At 40.4% G+C, this 15,033-nt stretch carries 17 protein-coding genes and 2 tRNA genes; 16 read left to right on the top strand and 3 right to left on the bottom strand.

Going from position 1 to position 15,033, the window contains the following annotated elements:
* The first annotated feature begins 1 nt into the window (after position 1).
* The 4 genes from mltG (at position 2) to GBI66_RS00225 (ending at position 2,591) form a co-directional block, all read left to right on the top strand.
* A complete protein-coding gene (gene mltG, locus GBI66_RS00240) occupies positions 2-1,081 on the top strand; it encodes an endolytic transglycosylase MltG (protein ID WP_151714736.1) in 1,080 nt (359 codons plus the stop codon).
* Positions 1,081-1,686 carry a dTMP kinase gene (tmk, locus tag GBI66_RS00235; protein WP_151714735.1) on the top strand — a complete coding sequence of 202 codons (606 nt, stop codon included), beginning with the start codon at positions 1,081-1,083 and terminating at the stop codon, positions 1,684-1,686. Before mltG ends, tmk begins: the two co-directional genes overlap by 1 nt.
* An 80-nt stretch (positions 1,687-1,766) precedes the next feature.
* The gene (locus GBI66_RS00230; RefSeq protein WP_151714734.1) at positions 1,767-2,192 is read left to right on the top strand and encodes a hypothetical protein; all 426 of its coding nucleotides are present in this window, start codon (positions 1,767-1,769) and stop codon (positions 2,190-2,192) included.
* A gap of 33 nt (positions 2,193-2,225) precedes the next feature.
* Entirely contained in the window at positions 2,226-2,591 is a 366-nt protein-coding gene (locus GBI66_RS00225; RefSeq protein ID WP_151714733.1) for an immunity 22 family protein, read from the top strand.
* A gap of 73 nt (positions 2,592-2,664) precedes the next feature.
* Here GBI66_RS00225 and nadB read toward each other — a convergent pair whose 3' ends face one another.
* Positions 2,665-4,296, bottom strand: coding sequence for an L-aspartate oxidase (gene nadB, locus GBI66_RS00220; protein ID WP_151714732.1), 1,632 nt, complete (start codon positions 4,294-4,296; stop codon positions 2,665-2,667).
* Positions 4,297-4,676: 380 nt separating this feature from the next.
* On the opposite strand from nadB, the gene GBI66_RS00215 reads away from it, so the two are divergent.
* The 12 genes from GBI66_RS00215 to GBI66_RS00160 all read left to right on the top strand — a co-directional run bounded on the left by GBI66_RS00215 (position 4,677) and on the right by GBI66_RS00160 (position 14,771).
* Positions 4,677-6,053 (top strand): Do family serine endopeptidase, encoded by a 1,377-nt coding sequence (locus GBI66_RS00215; protein WP_151714731.1) that lies wholly within the window; start codon positions 4,677-4,679, stop codon positions 6,051-6,053.
* A 129-nt stretch (positions 6,054-6,182) separates the two neighbouring features.
* Positions 6,183-6,638, top strand: a complete 456-nt coding sequence (locus tag GBI66_RS00210; RefSeq protein WP_151714997.1) for a thioesterase family protein — start codon at positions 6,183-6,185, stop codon at positions 6,636-6,638.
* Positions 6,639-6,800: 162 nt separating this feature from the next.
* Positions 6,801-8,618, top strand: coding sequence for a translation elongation factor 4 (lepA, locus tag GBI66_RS00205; protein ID WP_005189899.1), 1,818 nt, complete (start codon positions 6,801-6,803; stop codon positions 8,616-8,618).
* A 73-nt stretch (positions 8,619-8,691) separates the two neighbouring features.
* Positions 8,692-9,555: a signal peptidase I gene (gene lepB, locus GBI66_RS00200; RefSeq protein WP_005189895.1), complete on the top strand. Its 864-nt coding sequence runs from the start codon at positions 8,692-8,694 to the stop codon at positions 9,553-9,555.
* Positions 9,556-9,579: 24 nt separating this feature from the next.
* Entirely contained in the window at positions 9,580-9,957 is a 378-nt protein-coding gene (locus GBI66_RS00195) for a DUF4845 domain-containing protein (protein ID WP_004654518.1), read from the top strand.
* Positions 9,926-10,621 (top strand): ribonuclease III, encoded by a 696-nt coding sequence (gene rnc / locus GBI66_RS00190; RefSeq protein ID WP_004805889.1) that lies wholly within the window; start codon positions 9,926-9,928, stop codon positions 10,619-10,621. Before GBI66_RS00195 ends, rnc begins: the two co-directional genes overlap by 32 nt.
* Positions 10,622-10,625: 4 nt before the next feature.
* Complete coding sequence (gene era / locus GBI66_RS00185) at positions 10,626-11,651, top strand: GTPase Era (protein ID WP_005189893.1); 1,026 nt, start codon at positions 10,626-10,628, stop codon at positions 11,649-11,651.
* A gap of 26 nt (positions 11,652-11,677) precedes the next feature.
* Entirely contained in the window at positions 11,678-11,875 is a 198-nt protein-coding gene (locus GBI66_RS00180) for an NF038104 family lipoprotein (protein ID WP_005189888.1), read from the top strand.
* A gap of 9 nt (positions 11,876-11,884) precedes the next feature.
* Positions 11,885-12,592: a DNA repair protein RecO gene (locus tag GBI66_RS00175; protein ID WP_005189885.1), complete on the top strand. Its 708-nt coding sequence runs from the start codon at positions 11,885-11,887 to the stop codon at positions 12,590-12,592.
* A 54-nt stretch (positions 12,593-12,646) separates the two neighbouring features.
* A complete protein-coding gene (pdxJ, locus tag GBI66_RS00170) occupies positions 12,647-13,375 on the top strand; it encodes a pyridoxine 5'-phosphate synthase (protein WP_005189881.1) in 729 nt (242 codons plus the stop codon).
* Between the two features lie 4 nt (positions 13,376-13,379).
* Complete coding sequence (locus GBI66_RS00165) at positions 13,380-14,042, top strand: tRNA-(ms[2]io[6]A)-hydroxylase (RefSeq protein WP_151714730.1); 663 nt, start codon at positions 13,380-13,382, stop codon at positions 14,040-14,042.
* 48 nt (positions 14,043-14,090) lie between these two features.
* Positions 14,091-14,771, top strand: coding sequence for a TonB C-terminal domain-containing protein (locus GBI66_RS00160; RefSeq protein ID WP_151714729.1), 681 nt, complete (start codon positions 14,091-14,093; stop codon positions 14,769-14,771).
* Positions 14,772-14,829: 58 nt separating this feature from the next.
* Here GBI66_RS00160 and GBI66_RS00155 read toward each other — a convergent pair.
* A tRNA-Asn gene (locus GBI66_RS00155) sits at positions 14,830-14,905 on the bottom strand.
* Between the two features lie 9 nt (positions 14,906-14,914).
* Positions 14,915-14,990, bottom strand: a tRNA-Asn gene (locus tag GBI66_RS00150).
* Positions 14,991-15,033: the final 43 nt, after the last annotated feature.

Raw genomic sequence — 15,033 nt, 5'->3', positions numbered from 1 at the left:
TATGCCAAAGCCGCCAAATTCCAGCAAAAGTAAGAAAAAGCCCAAAGCGAAACCGAAATCTAGATTTTCTTTTTTTAAAGCCTTTTTGATCGCCATTGTTATTTTTGTATTGGCGATCTTTGGCATTGTATGGTCTAGTTTATTTAAAAATTACCCTGTAGACAGTAAAAAACAACTTTTAGTGATTTCTTCTGGTGATACCTATTCACGCTTTATTGATCGTTTAGCCAAAGAAAATAAGGTGAATTTTCCAATAGTTTTAAAGCTGTATCAGAAGTTTATGATTCATGACACCATGAAAGCGGGCGTTTATGAAATTACAGAAGGCATGAGTATTCGTCAGGTGATGGATATGTTGTCTGATGCAGATAATGCACAGATGAACCGTATTCTAGTGATTGAAGGAACAACTTTTTCACAGTTGATTCAGAGTCTAAGAAAAGACCCAAATGTCACCAATACGTTGCTTGATCTTCCGCAAAGTGAATTATTAAAACAATTAAATATTTCATATACGCATCCAGAAGGCCTATTTGCGCCGGATACTTATTTCTTTGCCAAAGGTGAGACCGATAAAAAAATCTTAACCGATTTGTATCGCCGTCAAATGAAATCGTTGGATGAGGCTTGGGTCAAGAAAGCACCGAACTTACCGTATAAAGATAAGTATGAAGCATTGATCATGGCTTCAATTATCGAGAAAGAAACCAGTTTAGACAGTGAGTTGGAACAGGTTTCAGGTGTATTTGTCCGTCGTTTGAAAATGGGTATGCGCTTACAAACAGATCCAACTGTGATTTATGGTATGGGCGATAACTATAAAGGCAATATCACCCGTAATGACCTGCGTACGCCAACGGCTTATAACACCTATACCATTAACGGTTTACCACCAACACCAATTGCTTTGCCAAGTAAGAAAGCAATTGAAGCAGCGATGCATCCTGATGATGCCAAAAATATTTACTTCGTTGCTACAGGCAATGGCGGGCATAAATTTACCGCGTCTTTAGAAGACCATAATCGTGCAGTGCAAGAATATTTAACTGTGCTACGTTCAAAGAAAAAGCAGGGCGAATAATGTTTATTAGTTTTGAAGGTACGGAAGGTGTAGGAAAAACCACGCTGATTCGTAAAATTCATCAGTACTTTGAACAGCAAGGTAAAGAAGTGGTGTTGACCCGTGAACCGGGTGGAACGCCATTGGCTGAGCAGATTCGCTCCTTATTATTAGCAGTGAATCATGAAGAGCAAATGAGTCATGATACCGAGCTGTTATTGATTTATGCAGCACGTGCACAGCATTTACAACAAGTGATTTTACCTGCTTTAGCGGCAGGGAAGATTGTGTTGAGTGATCGTTTTACCGATGCCAGCTTTGCTTATCAGTGTGCTGGACGTGGTTTAAGTCAGGAAAAGTTGCAACTGTTAAATCAAACCTTTGTGGCGAAAATGCCGAATATCACCTTTTGGCTGGATGCCCCAATTGAATTGGGCATGACCCGTGCGCGAGAGCGTGGTGCTTTGGACCGTTTTGAGCAAGAGAAATTAAGTTTCTTTGCTAAGGTGCGTGCAGGTTACGAGACCTTGTGGCAAGTAGAACCTGAACGGATGAAGCGTTTGGATGCAACACAGAATGCAGATGTTGTGTTTGAAGAGGCATTAAATTATATAAAACAGCTCTAAGAGCTGTTTTATATAATTTATTTGACATTATTGTGAACTAATAAATTATCCATGGCTTACTTCTTTTTGGTTGGTTTTTTATGAAGCAATTAGCTGATAGTGTTTATCAAGATGTTATGGTTTTATGTAAACAAGGTGATAAGCAGGTAGCAGAAGGGCAGTTTGAGGAGGCAAAGGATTCATATTTGGATGCTTTACTTTTGTTGCCTTCTAATCATCAAGAGTGGGAAGCAGCAACATGGATATATGTTGCTGTAGGTGATGCACATTTACACCTTAATAATAATGAGAAAGCTTTTAAAGCTTATTATAATGCTCTGCAATGTCCAAATGGTTTGGGTAATCCATATATACACTTTCGTTTAGGGCAGTATTATTTTGAGCAGGAACACTGGGAAAAAGCACAAGATGAATTTGTTCGAGCTTATATGAGAGGGGGCATCGATATTTTCATGGAAGATGATCCCAAATATTTAGAATTTTTAGAACAAATGGTTGATATTTAATCAGATGGTTTATGTTGTATTAGGTGATGAGTGATGCAGAAAAATGGCTATGTCTCTATTTGGGGGGGAGTATTAGGTTCTCATGATTTGTTAAATAGTTATACATTTAATGATTATTCATGGGATGGTGAGTTTGTAGGATCTATTTTTTCAAAAGAATTTGAAATAGATTTTGTAGATGACGATTTTATTGAAAAGGATTTCCATAATTTAACTAGTAACTTCGAGATGATTTTAGATGGTTTTTCTTATTCTGATAAGATAAAAGAGGAAATAACTTTAAAGGGCTTTAGGTTGCCATTTCCTATTAATTCAATAATATTGATATATAATTATTCATATGAATTAGACAAGACAACAGAAAACTTTACTTTTTTGTGTGCAGTTCCTTATAAATAATCAAGATTTGGCTGGGCCAACATTATATATTTAGTAATGCGGCCCAATAAAAATATGTATCTCAATTAGTTTATTATTCATTCACCAACGGCTGTTCCACTTTAAAATTTGGTGGTGTTAACACTGTCTTGCGAATTTCATTTGAGAGTTCTGGATAATCCAGTGTGTAATGCAAACCACGTGATTCCTTACGCTCCATTGCACAACGCACAATCATTTCCGAAACTAAAACCAAGTTACGCAATTCAATCAGATTTTTACTGACGCGATAATCCTGATAATACTCAGTGATTTCACGTTTTAGCATTTCAATACGGTGCAAGGCACGCTGTAAACGTTTGGTGGTACGAACAATACCCACATAGTTCCACATGGTGGAACGAAGCTCATCCCAGTTTTGCAGGATCACCACATCTTCATCGGCATCGGTGACTTGCGTTTCATCCCACGAAGGAACGTCTGGAAGTTTAAAATCCGCATCAAATTTTTGTTCGATATCTTCTGCTGCACTCATGCCATAAACAAAGCATTCAAGCAATGAGTTGCTTGCCATACGATTGGCGCCATGCAAACCTGTATATGAAGTTTCACCAATGGCATATAAGCCATCTAAGTCAGTTTGACTATGTTCATCGACCACCACACCACCACAGGTGTAATGTGCTGCTGGCACCACGGGAATCATATCTTTGGTGATATCAATACCGAGTTCAAGCAAACGGGCATACAGTGTCGGGAAGTGTTCAGTAATAAACTCTGGCGATTTATGGGTGATGTCTAACCAAACATGACGAATACCTAAGCGCTTGATTTCATGGTCGATGGTACGTGCCACAATATCACGTGGTGCAAGTTCAGCACGTTCATCAAAACGCAGCATAAAACGTTCGCCGTCTGGTAGGCGCAAATAAGCACCTTCACCCCGCATCGCTTCGGTGATCAAGAACGAACGCGCTTTCGGATGATATAAACAGGTTGGATGGAATTGGTTAAATTCCATATTCGCCACGCGACAACCTGCACGATAGGCCATGGCAATTCCATCACCAGTCGCAATATCAGGATTAGACGTATAGAGATAAGCTTTCATTGCACCGCCACAGGCAAGTGCGGTGAATGGCGCTAGGAAAGTATGAACCTGTTCATTAGCTTCATCTAAAGCATATAGGCCGATTGATCGATTGGTTTGGTTTTGATGCCCAAGCTTATGTAGGGTAATCAGATCAATCGCAATATAATTTTCAAAAATCGTAATATTTTTTCGTTCTTTCGCACGTTCAACCAATGTAGTTGAAATGGCTTTACCTGTCGCATCGGCAGAGTGAATGATACGACGTTGTGAATGACCACCTTCGCGGGTAAGGTGTAATTGTTCATCGTCATCTAACGTAAATTGCACGCCTTGCTTGAGCAGGAAATCAACTGAAGGTTTACCGCCTTCGACGGTATGTTTGACGGCATCCAACTCACAAAGATGACCGCCTGCAATCATAGTGTCATTAATGTGTTGTTGAATAGAATCAGTTTCGTCTAATACTGCAGCAACACCACCTTGCGCATAGAAAGTACTGGCTTCTGTCAGCGCAGCCTTAGCTAAAATTGCAATGTTGTAATGACTAGGTAAAGAGAGTGCAAGGCTTAAACCTGCACCGCCACTGCCCACAATAATCACATCAAAATGGTGAATTGTTTTTAAATCAGGCATGTCGTCGATCTGCTTCAGTTTTAAACGTTCGCTAATGACACCGCTTTTTTATCAAAAAGGCAAGGGCCAATCTGCCTAGAATTGAGTGAATTTTTAGCGAATGCGACTTATTTGCTGATTATTTTTGCCTCATCTGTATGAATGAGAAAATGATTACGTTTCAGTACATTGTTTTAATCTATCGTTAAGCTGTTCAGGATAAAACCATTTCTATAGGGTAGATTATGGCGTATTTCTCCACAGTTTATTCACATTTCATCATTCTAGATCGTTGTATGCATTGAAAATATAAACATATTTTTACGAAAAGAATGATAGGGGTGTGCTAGAAATATAGACCTAAATTTCATTTTAATTATCAGTATGTAGGTTCTTGCTTCATGAAAAGTCGCTATTTACAACAAGGAATGTATGCTGCGGTATTTACGATAGCAGCGTCTCAAGTCAATGCTGCTGCGCCAGTAGATTTTTCAAACCTCGTTGAGCAGGTCAGTCCTGCTGTTGTGAGTGTCAATGTTGTAAAGAAAATGACTCAGGAAGAGTTATTGCAACAACAAGTCCCTGAAATTTTAAGACGTTTTTTTGGTAATCAAGTGATTATCCCGCAACAGCAGGGCCCGCAAGAAAAAACTGCATTCGGAAGTGCATTCTTTATCGGGAAAGATGGTTATTTGCTTACCAACCGACATGTGATTGCAGATGCGTCACGTATCAGTATCACGCTGAATGACCGTCGTGAGCTTGATGCGACGCTTGTAGGGAGTGATGAACGTACCGATATCGCCTTGCTGAAAGTGAATGGCAGTAATTTCCCAGAGTTGAAAGTAGGTGATGTGAATCAACTTCGAGTAGGTGAGCCTGTACTCGCAATTGGTTCTCCATTTGGTTTTGATTATTCGGCTTCAGCAGGGATCGTCAGTGCAAAATCACGAAATATGAGTGGGGAAACTTCGGTTCCATTTATTCAAACTGATGCGGCTTTAAACCCAGGTAACTCGGGTGGTCCATTATTTAACCAGCGTGGTGAAGTGGTGGGGGTTAACTCACGTATCTTCAGTGGTACGGGTGGTTATATGGGCTTATCATTCTCCATCCCAATTGATGTGGCGATGGATGTCGTACAACAATTGAAGACAACAGGTAAAGTTACCCGTTCTTATCTTGGTATTATGATGCAAGATATTGATCGTAACTTGGCGGAAGCCTATAAGTTGCCGAAACCTGAAGGTTCGTTGATTACTCAAGTAGCACCAAAGTCTCCAGCTGAAAAAGCAGGTTTAAAATCAGGGGATGTGATTTTAAAAGCCAATGGTGCGCCAATTTCGCGTACCAGCGACTTATTGTATTCACTAAACCGTATTGCGCCGAACCAAATAGTTCAACTAGAAATTCTTCGTGATGATAAAACACGTACGATTTCTGCAACGCTGGGTACTGCACCAGATGATACTGCTGCTGATGCTGAGAAAAATAACCCAACCAGTGGGTTAGGCATGAGTATCCGTGATTTAAGCGCGGCTGAACAAGCACGTTTAGAAGTTCGTGGTGGTATCTTGATTCAAGATGTGAAGCGTGGTGGTACTGCGTCTTTATCAAATCTGATTGCGGGTGATGTGATTGTGCAAGTGAATGGTACACCGATTACCAACAGCCAGCAGTTTGCAAAAACTGTTTCTGCTTTGCCAAAAAATAGCGTTGCGCGTGTGACGATTATTCGTCAAGGTCAACGTGCAATTCTTGGTTTACGCCTACCTTAAGTTTTAATTGACATGCTGTAGAAGACTAAATAAAACCACTCTAAAAATAGGGTGGTTTTTGTTTTGTAATGCCGTTGTGTTTAGATTAGTGTAGCTAGCTGAACTTTGATGAATGAAATACCTGAGATTATGAGTACGATTTTTGATTTGAAGATACAAGTTCAGCCTGAGCATATTGATGTACTGGGGCATGTCAATAACGTCATATATATCCAGTGGATGCAAGATGTTGCGGCAGCTCATATTGAAACTTTGGGTTTGGGACTGGCTCAATACTTAGAGCTGAAACATGCCATGGTGGCAGTTGAACATCATGTTCAATATCGTAAAGCTGCGCTTGAAGGTGAAGAGGTCATCTTGCGGACATGGCTGGATGATATTAATGCGCTTTACTCATTTCGCCAGTATGCTTTTTATCGACCTAAAGATCAGAGCATACTCTTTGTCGGCAATACCAAATGGGCCTGTATCGAAATTGAAACAGGAAGACCGAAACGGATGTCGCAAAGTTTTACTCAAGCTTATCAGCCGATTGCTCCTGATTTAAACCCAATGGATTTCTCCATTTCATATGAAGCAGTTTAATTGGTTTAAATATAGATAAATTGTTCAGTTGATCCTATTAAAGCTTTTATTATTTTGAATACTTTGAAAGCCTGTTCTGTTATAATCGCGAGCAATTTTATTAAACCATTTGGCCCACTACTTTTTTAAGGTACAGGGCGTTCTATTTTGTTAAGGTAACCCATGGCGCAAGCTAAAAAATCCGTAGATATCAAAAATATACGCAATTTCTCGATCATTGCTCATATTGACCATGGTAAGTCAACTTTGGCTGACCGTTTCATTCAAATGTGCGGTGGTTTGCAAGATCGCGAAATGCAAGCTCAAGTATTAGACTCTATGGAGCTTGAGCGTGAACGTGGGATTACCATCAAAGCCGCGTCAGTCACCTTGTATTACACGCACCCAAATGGTCAAGAATATCAATTGAACTTCATTGATACTCCGGGACACGTTGACTTCTCTTATGAAGTATCACGTTCTTTGGCTGCATGTGAAGGCGCATTGTTGGTGGTTGATGCTGCTCAAGGTGTAGAAGCGCAGTCAGTTGCAAACTGTTATACCGCGATTGAGCAGGGCTTAGAAGTTTTACCAATCTTGAACAAGATTGATTTACCTCAAGCTGAGCCTGAACGTGTAATCCACGAAATTGAAGAAATTATCGGGATTGAAGCGACAGATGCACCTACTTGTTCTGCAAAAACTGGTTTAGGTGTTGAAGGCGTTCTAGAACGTTTGGTTGACGTGATTCCTGCACCAGAAGGTGATCGTGATGCACCGTTACAAGCCTTAATTATCGACTCATGGTTCGATAACTACCTTGGTGTTGTATCGCTTGTTCGTATTAAACAAGGTCGTATCCGCAAGGGCGACAAGATGTTGGTGAAATCAACAGGGCAAACACATCCTGTGACTTCTGTGGGTGTGTTCAATCCGAAGCATACTGAAACTGACATTCTTGAAGCAGGTGAAGTTGGCTTTGTAATTGCAGGGATTAAAGACATTTTTGGTGCACCAGTCGGTGATACCATTACACTTTCGAATACACCTGATGTTGCGACTTTACCGGGTTTTAAAAAGGTTAAACCACAGGTCTATGCAGGTCTGTTCCCGATTGATTCAAGTGACTTTGAACCATTCCGTGAAGCACTGCAAAAATTACAGATCAATGACTCTGCTTTATTCTTCGAACCTGAGAGTTCAGATGCTTTAGGTTTTGGTTTCCGTTGTGGCTTCTTGGGAATGCTGCACATGGAGATCGTACAAGAGCGTTTAGAACGTGAATACGACCTTGATCTGATCAGTTCTGCACCAACAGTTATTTACGAAGCTTTGACTAAGAAAGGCGATATCATTTATATCGACAGCCCGTCAAAAATGCCAGATGGCTCGACAGTTGAAGATCTACGTGAACCGATTGCTGAATGTCATATCCTTGTACCGCAAGAATACTTGGGTAATGTCATGACCTTGTGTATCGAGCGTCGCGGTATTCAAAAAGATATGAAATTCTTGGGTAACCAAGTATCAATCACTTTTGAAATTCCAATGGCAGAAGTGGTCATGGATTTCTTTGATAAATTGAAATCATGTTCACGTGGTTTTGCCTCACTGGATTATAACTTCGTTCGTTTCGAGAGTTCAGCTCTGGTTAAGGTTGATGTATTAATTAATAGCGAAAAGGTTGATGCTTTGGCAATGATCTGCCACCGTCAAGATGCTCGTCATCGTGGTATTGCATTGGTTGAGAAGATGAAAGATTTGATTCCTCGCCAAATGTATGATGTTGCGATTCAGGCCGCGATTGGTGCGCAAATCATTGCACGTTCTACCGTAAAAGCAATGCGTAAAAACGTATTGGCAAAATGTTATGGTGGTGACGTTTCGCGTAAGAAGAAACTTCTTTCGAAACAAAAAGAAGGTAAGAAACGTATGAAGCAAGTGGGAAGTGTTGAGATTCCACAAGAAGCGTTCTTAGCTGTATTGAAAGTTGATAGATAAAGAAAGATGAGGCTGGGGAAACGTTGGTTTTACCCAGTCGAACGACAGGCAGTTAAACTGCAAGAGAGGGTTTGTGGATTTTGATTTTAACTTGATTCTGGTGCCAGCAACACTGATTTTCTTTTTGGTGTGGTTACTGGATAAGTTGGTATTAAAACAGCGTGCAACACGTGGGCGTAATCAAGAAAACTTTGTGATCACATGGGCATATGATTTCTGGCCAGTGTTAGCTGTTGTACTTGTACTACGTTCTTTCTTGTATGAGCCATTTAATATTCCATCAGATTCTATGGTTCCGACCTTAGAAACCGGTGATTTTATTCTGGTGAATAAGTTTGATTATGGTGTTCGTTTACCGATTGTAAATTCGAAAATCATTAACGTTGGTGAACCGAAACGTGGTGAAGTGATTGTATTCCGTTATCCACCACAACCAACTATTAGCTACATTAAACGTGTGGTTGGTTTACCAGGTGATCATATTCAGTTTAAAGCGGGCGAGTTGACAATCAATGGTCAGCAGATTGCAAAAGTTGCAACGCAATTTACGCGTGCAAAAGATCAGCAAGATACGCCTACAGCACTTTATTTCAAGGAAACTTTGGGTGAACATCAGCACTTAATCCGTTACTTGGAAGGACGCAATCCACTTGCTGAACAATTCCAATTTGCGCAATTAAGAGGTGCTGAAGCTTTGGTACCATTTGTTGCAAAAGCGAATGATGTATTTATCCAAAGCAATGGTCAAGATTGGGAAGTAACCGTGCCAAAGGGGCAATACTTCGCAATGGGTGATAACCGTGATCAAAGTGCAGATAGTCGTTTTTGGGGCTTTGTACCTGAAGCGAACCTAACAGGTCGTGCTTTTTATGTATGGATGCATAAAGAACCTGGTTTTAATCTTCCAAGTTTCAACCGAAATGGTAAGATTGACTAATAAAAATATATAGGAAATAGACAGATGCGTAAATCTCAACAAGGGACTTCGTATATTGCAATTTTATTTGGGGTGGTTTTATTTGCAGTTGCTGTGAAAGCGGCAATTGCGATTTGGCCAGCATACTGGGATGACAAACTGATTAATACTCAAATTGAGGGGCTATTAAAAGATAGTCCTGCAAATATCACACCGAGTAAGTTTGCATCTCAGATGGATCAACGTTTCGATATGAACGGGATTCGCGATCTACATTTTAAAGATATTGCGCAAGTGACTTATAAAGATGATCTTGTGGTGATGAAGAAGTATGAAATACGTAAGCCTTTCATGCTGAATATCAGTTTAGTGATGACCTTTGAGAAGACTTTTGACCAAAAATCTGCAAAACAAGCTCAATGATACACGGCTGCAAGGGCGAATAGGTCACCAGTTTAAACAGTTTGACTTGTTAAAACTGGCTTTGACCCATCGCTCGGTCAGTCATAAACATAATTATGAACGCCTAGAATTTCTAGGCGATGCATTATTAGGGATGATTGTTGCAAATTATTTGTACAATGCCTATCCCCTAGAAAATGAAGGTCGCTTAACACGTATGCGTGCGACTTTGGTTCGACAGGAAGCATTGGGGAAAATTGCAAATGACTTACAATTGAGTCGGTCATTAATTTTAAGCACAGGCGAGTTAAAATCGGGTGGACATCACCGTGAATCGATTTTGGCTGATACGGTTGAAGCCATTATTGGTGCTATTTATTTAGACAGTAATGATCTCAACTTGCTAGAGCGCATTGTGTTAAAATGGTATGAACCATATCTTGATCATATCGAACCGACAGATCAACTGAAAGACCCTAAATCACGTTTGCAAGAGTATTTACAAGCACGTAAAAAACCTCTCCCAGTTTACGAGGTTGTAGATATTCAGGGTGATGCCCCGAATCAACATTTCAAAGTGGAATGTGATGTAGCGGGATTGCCAAAAATTATAGGCGAGGGCTCAAGTCGTCGTTTTGCCGAACAAACGGCAGCGGCAGAGATTTTAAAATTATTGGAGCAATAACCTGATGTCTCATTCAGAAGAAAATAAGCCAGAAGCAACTGAACAGCAAGATGGCAATAATGTAGTTGATCAATTTTTTAGTTCTCAAGGAAGTACAATTCCTTCAGATTTCAAAAGCGGTTTTGTTGCAATCGTTGGCCGTCCAAATGTGGGCAAGTCAACTTTGATGAATCACATCCTAGGTCAAAAACTATCGATTACTTCACGTAAGCCACAAACCACACGTCATAAGATCGTGGGGATTGATTCACGTGAGAAATCACAGGCGGTATTCGTAGATACCCCTGGGATGCATAAAAAAGAAGTACGTGCCATCAATAAGATGATGAACCGTGCTGCACACTCAGCATTGCGCGATGTGAATCTGGTTTTATTTGTGGTTGATGCACAAAAGTGGACGCAAAACGACGAATTGGTTTTGGAAAAGCTTAAAAATGCAGATATGCCTGTGATCCTTGTGATCAATAAGCTAGATACTTTCGAAAATAAAAATGAAGCTTTGCCGCTGATTCGAGAGCGTGCCAAGTTAATGAATTTTGCTGAGATTGTTCCAGTATCAGCGTTGCGTGGTGCGAACCTAGATCATTTACGTGACACGATTGAAAAATATCTGCCGTATCAACCACCTTTGTATTCATTAGATCAGATTACCGATCGTTCTGAACGTTTCCTTGCGAGTGAAATCATTCGTGAGAAAATTATGCGTCAGTTGGGTGAAGAGCTTCCGTACGATTTAACGGTTCAAATTGAATCATTCAAAACTGAAGAAGCGGCTGTAAATGAAAAAACCGGTCGTTTAAAACCACCTTGTACCTATATTGATGCAACTATCTTTGTAGAGCGTCAAGGTCAAAAAGCGATTGTGATTGGCGACAAAGGTGCGAAGCTGAAAAGTATTGGTATGGATGCACGTGCAGACATGGAAAAAATGTTTGAGCAAAAAATCATGCTGACACTTTGGGTGAAAGTTAAAGGTGGTTGGTCTGATGATGAACGTGCACTTAAAAGCTTAGGTTATAGCGATATTTAACTGTCTCGTTGACAATGGAAACAGGTATGAAAACAACAATCCGTTTACTCGCAATCGTGACATGTGTATTCATGTTGCAGGGCTGTATTCATAAGCTTGTGACTGTACCTGTGAAAGTTGCTTATAAGACCACTAAAGGTGTTGTTAAAGGGACTGCTGCGGTTGTTGGTGCAGTGATTCCTGATGGCGATGATGAAGAAAAGGATGAGAAAAAGAAGGACTAGTATCGTTCTATGATGCGTAATGAAGTCCTGCATGGCTATTTGATTCATCATCGTAAATATCGTGAAAAAAGCCATATTGTGCATTTATTTACCCAAGAATATGGTCGGGTGGATGGGATTCTTAGGCAGATCCCACCGCCGCAATACCAACCTATTCGTCTGCAAGCTTCTGGTAAGTCGGAACTTAAAAATTTCACCAAATTAGAAATCCTGAATCAACCTGTGTTCTTTCATGGTGATGCATTTTTTGCTGGTTTTTATTTAAATGAAATTCTATTGCGACTGTGTCCTTTAGAAGAGATGATGCCGCAAACATTCGAACAATATCAGTTGATTCTCGCGCTGTTACAGCAATTGGCTACACATGAGCAAGCGGCTTTGTTTCTTCGACAAATTTTACGTCAATTTGAGCATGTATTATTGCCTGAACTTGGTTATGCCATTGATTTCTCAGTAGACGCGAGCCAAAAAGACATACAGGTCACTCAGCACTATCAATTTCAACTCAATGATGGCTTTCTACCAGTTTCACAAGCTTCGCGTTCAACACTTGATGGTGCATTGATTACCTCCATGCAAAGTTACGAAGATGGGCAGGATTTTTCTCACGAACAGCTGCAATTATTGGGTAAACTATACCGTCAAATGATTAGCTCTTTGCTGGGCGATCGGCCGCTGAAGAGTCGGCAACTTTGGATTCAAAGTACACAAAATTGATATTCCTGATGTATTGAAAATAATGATTCAGGGCTAAACCGATAGGATATTTTTATGGCTGCAATCTTGGGTGTAAACATTGATCATGTTGCGACATTAAGACAAGCACGTGGTACAACTTACCCTGATCCAGTTCAGGCTGCTTTGGTCTGTGAACAGGCAGGTGCTGAGGGGATTACTTTGCATTTGCGTGAAGATCGCCGCCATATACAAGATGATGATGTACGTCGCATGCGTCCATTGTTAAAAACACGTATGAATCTTGAATTGGCTGTGACTGATGAAATGGTTGCATTTGCCAAAGAGATTCAACCGCAACATGTGTGCTTTGTACCTGAACGTCGTCAAGAAGTGACAACCGAAGGTGGCTTGGATGTGGTTGGTCATTTTGAAAAAGTTAAAGCAGCGACCCAAGCACTCAAAGCCATTGGCAGTGATGTGTCTTTGTTTATCGATGCAGATTTGGCACAAATTGATGCCGCTGTAGCATGTGGTGCACCCACCATTGAGATCCATACGGGTGCTTATGCAGATGCGGAAACGGATGAGCAACAGCAAGCTGAATTAGCTCGTATTATCAAAGGTGCTGAATATGCAGCGGCAAAAGGTTTGGTTGTGAATGCTGGGCATGGATTGAATTTGGATAATGTTGCCGCGATTGCAGCAATTCCACAAATTCATGAATTAAACATCGGACACTCAATTATTGCCGATAGTGTATTTGTTGGTTTGGCTCAAGCAGTAACAGATATGAAAGCAGCGATTCAGGCTGCTGCGAGATAAGTTGATGAGTAGTGTAAATTATGATGAGTTGATGCAACCTGTCATCGCATTTTTGGGTTGTACGACTCCTCAGGCGTGGTTGGATGAAGCCATTAATAATCTGGACATCTTAATGCAAGACCATGCTAACTGTGAGAAAAAAGCAGCGAGTACAGCAATGAACTTGATGTTCCGCTATAGTTTCTTTACGGACCTGCAAGTGAAATTGGCGCAATTGGTGCGTGAAGAAATGCTGCATTATGAGCAGGTTTTGGAATTCATGAACAAACGCGGCCAAGAGTGGAAGGGTTTGAGTGCAGGCCGCTATGCAGGTGGATTGCGGAAAGAGATCCGTACTTATGAGCCTGAGGCTCTAATTGATGTGATGATTATTGGTGCATTTGTCGAAGCACGCTCGTGTGAGCGTTTCTATGCGCTAGCACCGATTGTGGACGATGAGCTGGGGCGTTACTACCGCTACTTGCTTAAGTCTGAATCTCGTCATTTTGAGGACTATCTGGCTTTAGCTTTGGATGTTGCAAAAACGGCGAAACTTAAAGATCCAGAAGAGACGATCCAGCAACGCATCGAGCATATTCGTGAAGTGGAAAAAAATCTGATTTTAAGTCCAGATGATACCTTCCGTTTCCATAGTGGTGTGCCAGCTCAGGTCGCTATCTCATCGTAATGAGATAGCGAATTAGGGATATAAAAATAACAACTTTGAGAATTATAAATGAGATTTTTATCAAAAATAATAGTTGTATTATTGTGCATTTGGGCAGAGGGTATTCATGCTAAGAGCATTGAATTTATTAATATTGATCGTCATGTCTTAAAATGGAAAAAAATACCGCAAATATTAGTTAATCCTTCTTTATTACAAGGTAAAGATAGGGATCTGAATATTTTGATATATGTAAATGAGAAAGGGGAAGTAGTTGCATCAAAAATTAAGAAAAGTAGTGGTATTGTTGAGTTAGATACTTTGGTGGAGGCTGAAATTAAGAAATCTAGTCTTTATCCGTATCAGTTAAATGGTAAATATTATCCTGTTAGAGTCGAGCAACCCTTCGAATTTTATATTAATGATAATCAAGTGGATGATCCAGCTTTAACAGAAAGTGATAGAAGTAAATCAATAGAAGAGAAAGTTCATAAAGAAATAATGGGCTTATGGGAAGTTCCTGCTGATAGTGCAAATTTAAGTAATATCGTGAGATTTAATATATCAAGAAATAACGCAATTGATTCTGTACAGGTTCTTCAGAGTAGTGGGAATAGAATTTTTGATCTATCTACGAGACAAGCAGTTCGTCATTCAACAATTGTAAGTAATTTAACGAATGCTGAGAAGAATGATTTCTTTGGTGGGTTGGAGTCAAGGGTGGTAATAATAGTATTTCGATCAAACTAAATATTAATTTGTACGTATAAAAAAAGCCCCGATCAATGATCAGGGCTTTTTAGAATCTTGGCTCTCCCACCTGGGCTCGAACCAGGGACCTGCGGATTAACAGTCCGTCGCTCTACCGACTGAGCTATGGGAGATTAGTAGATTGGCTCTCCAACCTGGGCTCGAACCAGGGACCTGCGGATTAACAGTCCGTCGCTCTACCGACTGAGCTATTGGAGAATCTGATGCGCATTTTAGGCATGAAAAGCAGATGCGTCAACAA

Origin of the sequence: Acinetobacter sp. TUM15071 (assembly GCF_008980925.1) — a bacterium.
In the GTDB taxonomy this organism is placed as follows: Bacteria; Pseudomonadota; Gammaproteobacteria; order Pseudomonadales; family Moraxellaceae; genus Acinetobacter; species Acinetobacter dispersus.
The sequence above is the reverse complement of the archived record's forward strand: the minus strand, read 5'-3'. Positions and strand labels throughout refer to the sequence as shown.

Bases quoted from the DNA above. Each gene is read 5' to 3' on its own strand.
- mltG (WP_151714736.1), top strand. From the start codon at position 2: ATGCCAAAGCCGCCAAATTCCAGCAAAAGTAAGAAAAAGCCCAAAGCG.
- tmk (WP_151714735.1), top strand. From the start codon at position 1,081: ATGTTTATTAGTTTTGAAGGTACGGAAGGTGTAGGAAAAACCACGCTG.
- GBI66_RS00230 (WP_151714734.1), top strand. From the start codon at position 1,767: ATGAAGCAATTAGCTGATAGTGTTTATCAAGATGTTATGGTTTTATGT.
- GBI66_RS00225 (WP_151714733.1), top strand. From the start codon at position 2,226: ATGCAGAAAAATGGCTATGTCTCTATTTGGGGGGGAGTATTAGGTTCT.
- nadB (WP_151714732.1), bottom strand. From the start codon at position 4,296: ATGCCTGATTTAAAAACAATTCACCATTTTGATGTGATTATTGTGGGC.
- GBI66_RS00215 (WP_151714731.1), top strand. From the start codon at position 4,677: ATGAAAAGTCGCTATTTACAACAAGGAATGTATGCTGCGGTATTTACG.
- GBI66_RS00210 (WP_151714997.1), top strand. From the start codon at position 6,183: ATGAGTACGATTTTTGATTTGAAGATACAAGTTCAGCCTGAGCATATT.
- lepA (WP_005189899.1), top strand. From the start codon at position 6,801: ATGGCGCAAGCTAAAAAATCCGTAGATATCAAAAATATACGCAATTTC.
- GBI66_RS00195 (WP_004654518.1), top strand. From the start codon at position 9,580: ATGCGTAAATCTCAACAAGGGACTTCGTATATTGCAATTTTATTTGGG.
- era (WP_005189893.1), top strand. From the start codon at position 10,626: ATGTCTCATTCAGAAGAAAATAAGCCAGAAGCAACTGAACAGCAAGAT.
- GBI66_RS00180 (WP_005189888.1), top strand. From the start codon at position 11,678: ATGAAAACAACAATCCGTTTACTCGCAATCGTGACATGTGTATTCATG.
- GBI66_RS00175 (WP_005189885.1), top strand. From the start codon at position 11,885: ATGATGCGTAATGAAGTCCTGCATGGCTATTTGATTCATCATCGTAAA.
- pdxJ (WP_005189881.1), top strand. From the start codon at position 12,647: ATGGCTGCAATCTTGGGTGTAAACATTGATCATGTTGCGACATTAAGA.
- GBI66_RS00165 (WP_151714730.1), top strand. From the start codon at position 13,380: ATGAGTAGTGTAAATTATGATGAGTTGATGCAACCTGTCATCGCATTT.
- GBI66_RS00160 (WP_151714729.1), top strand. From the start codon at position 14,091: ATGAGATTTTTATCAAAAATAATAGTTGTATTATTGTGCATTTGGGCA.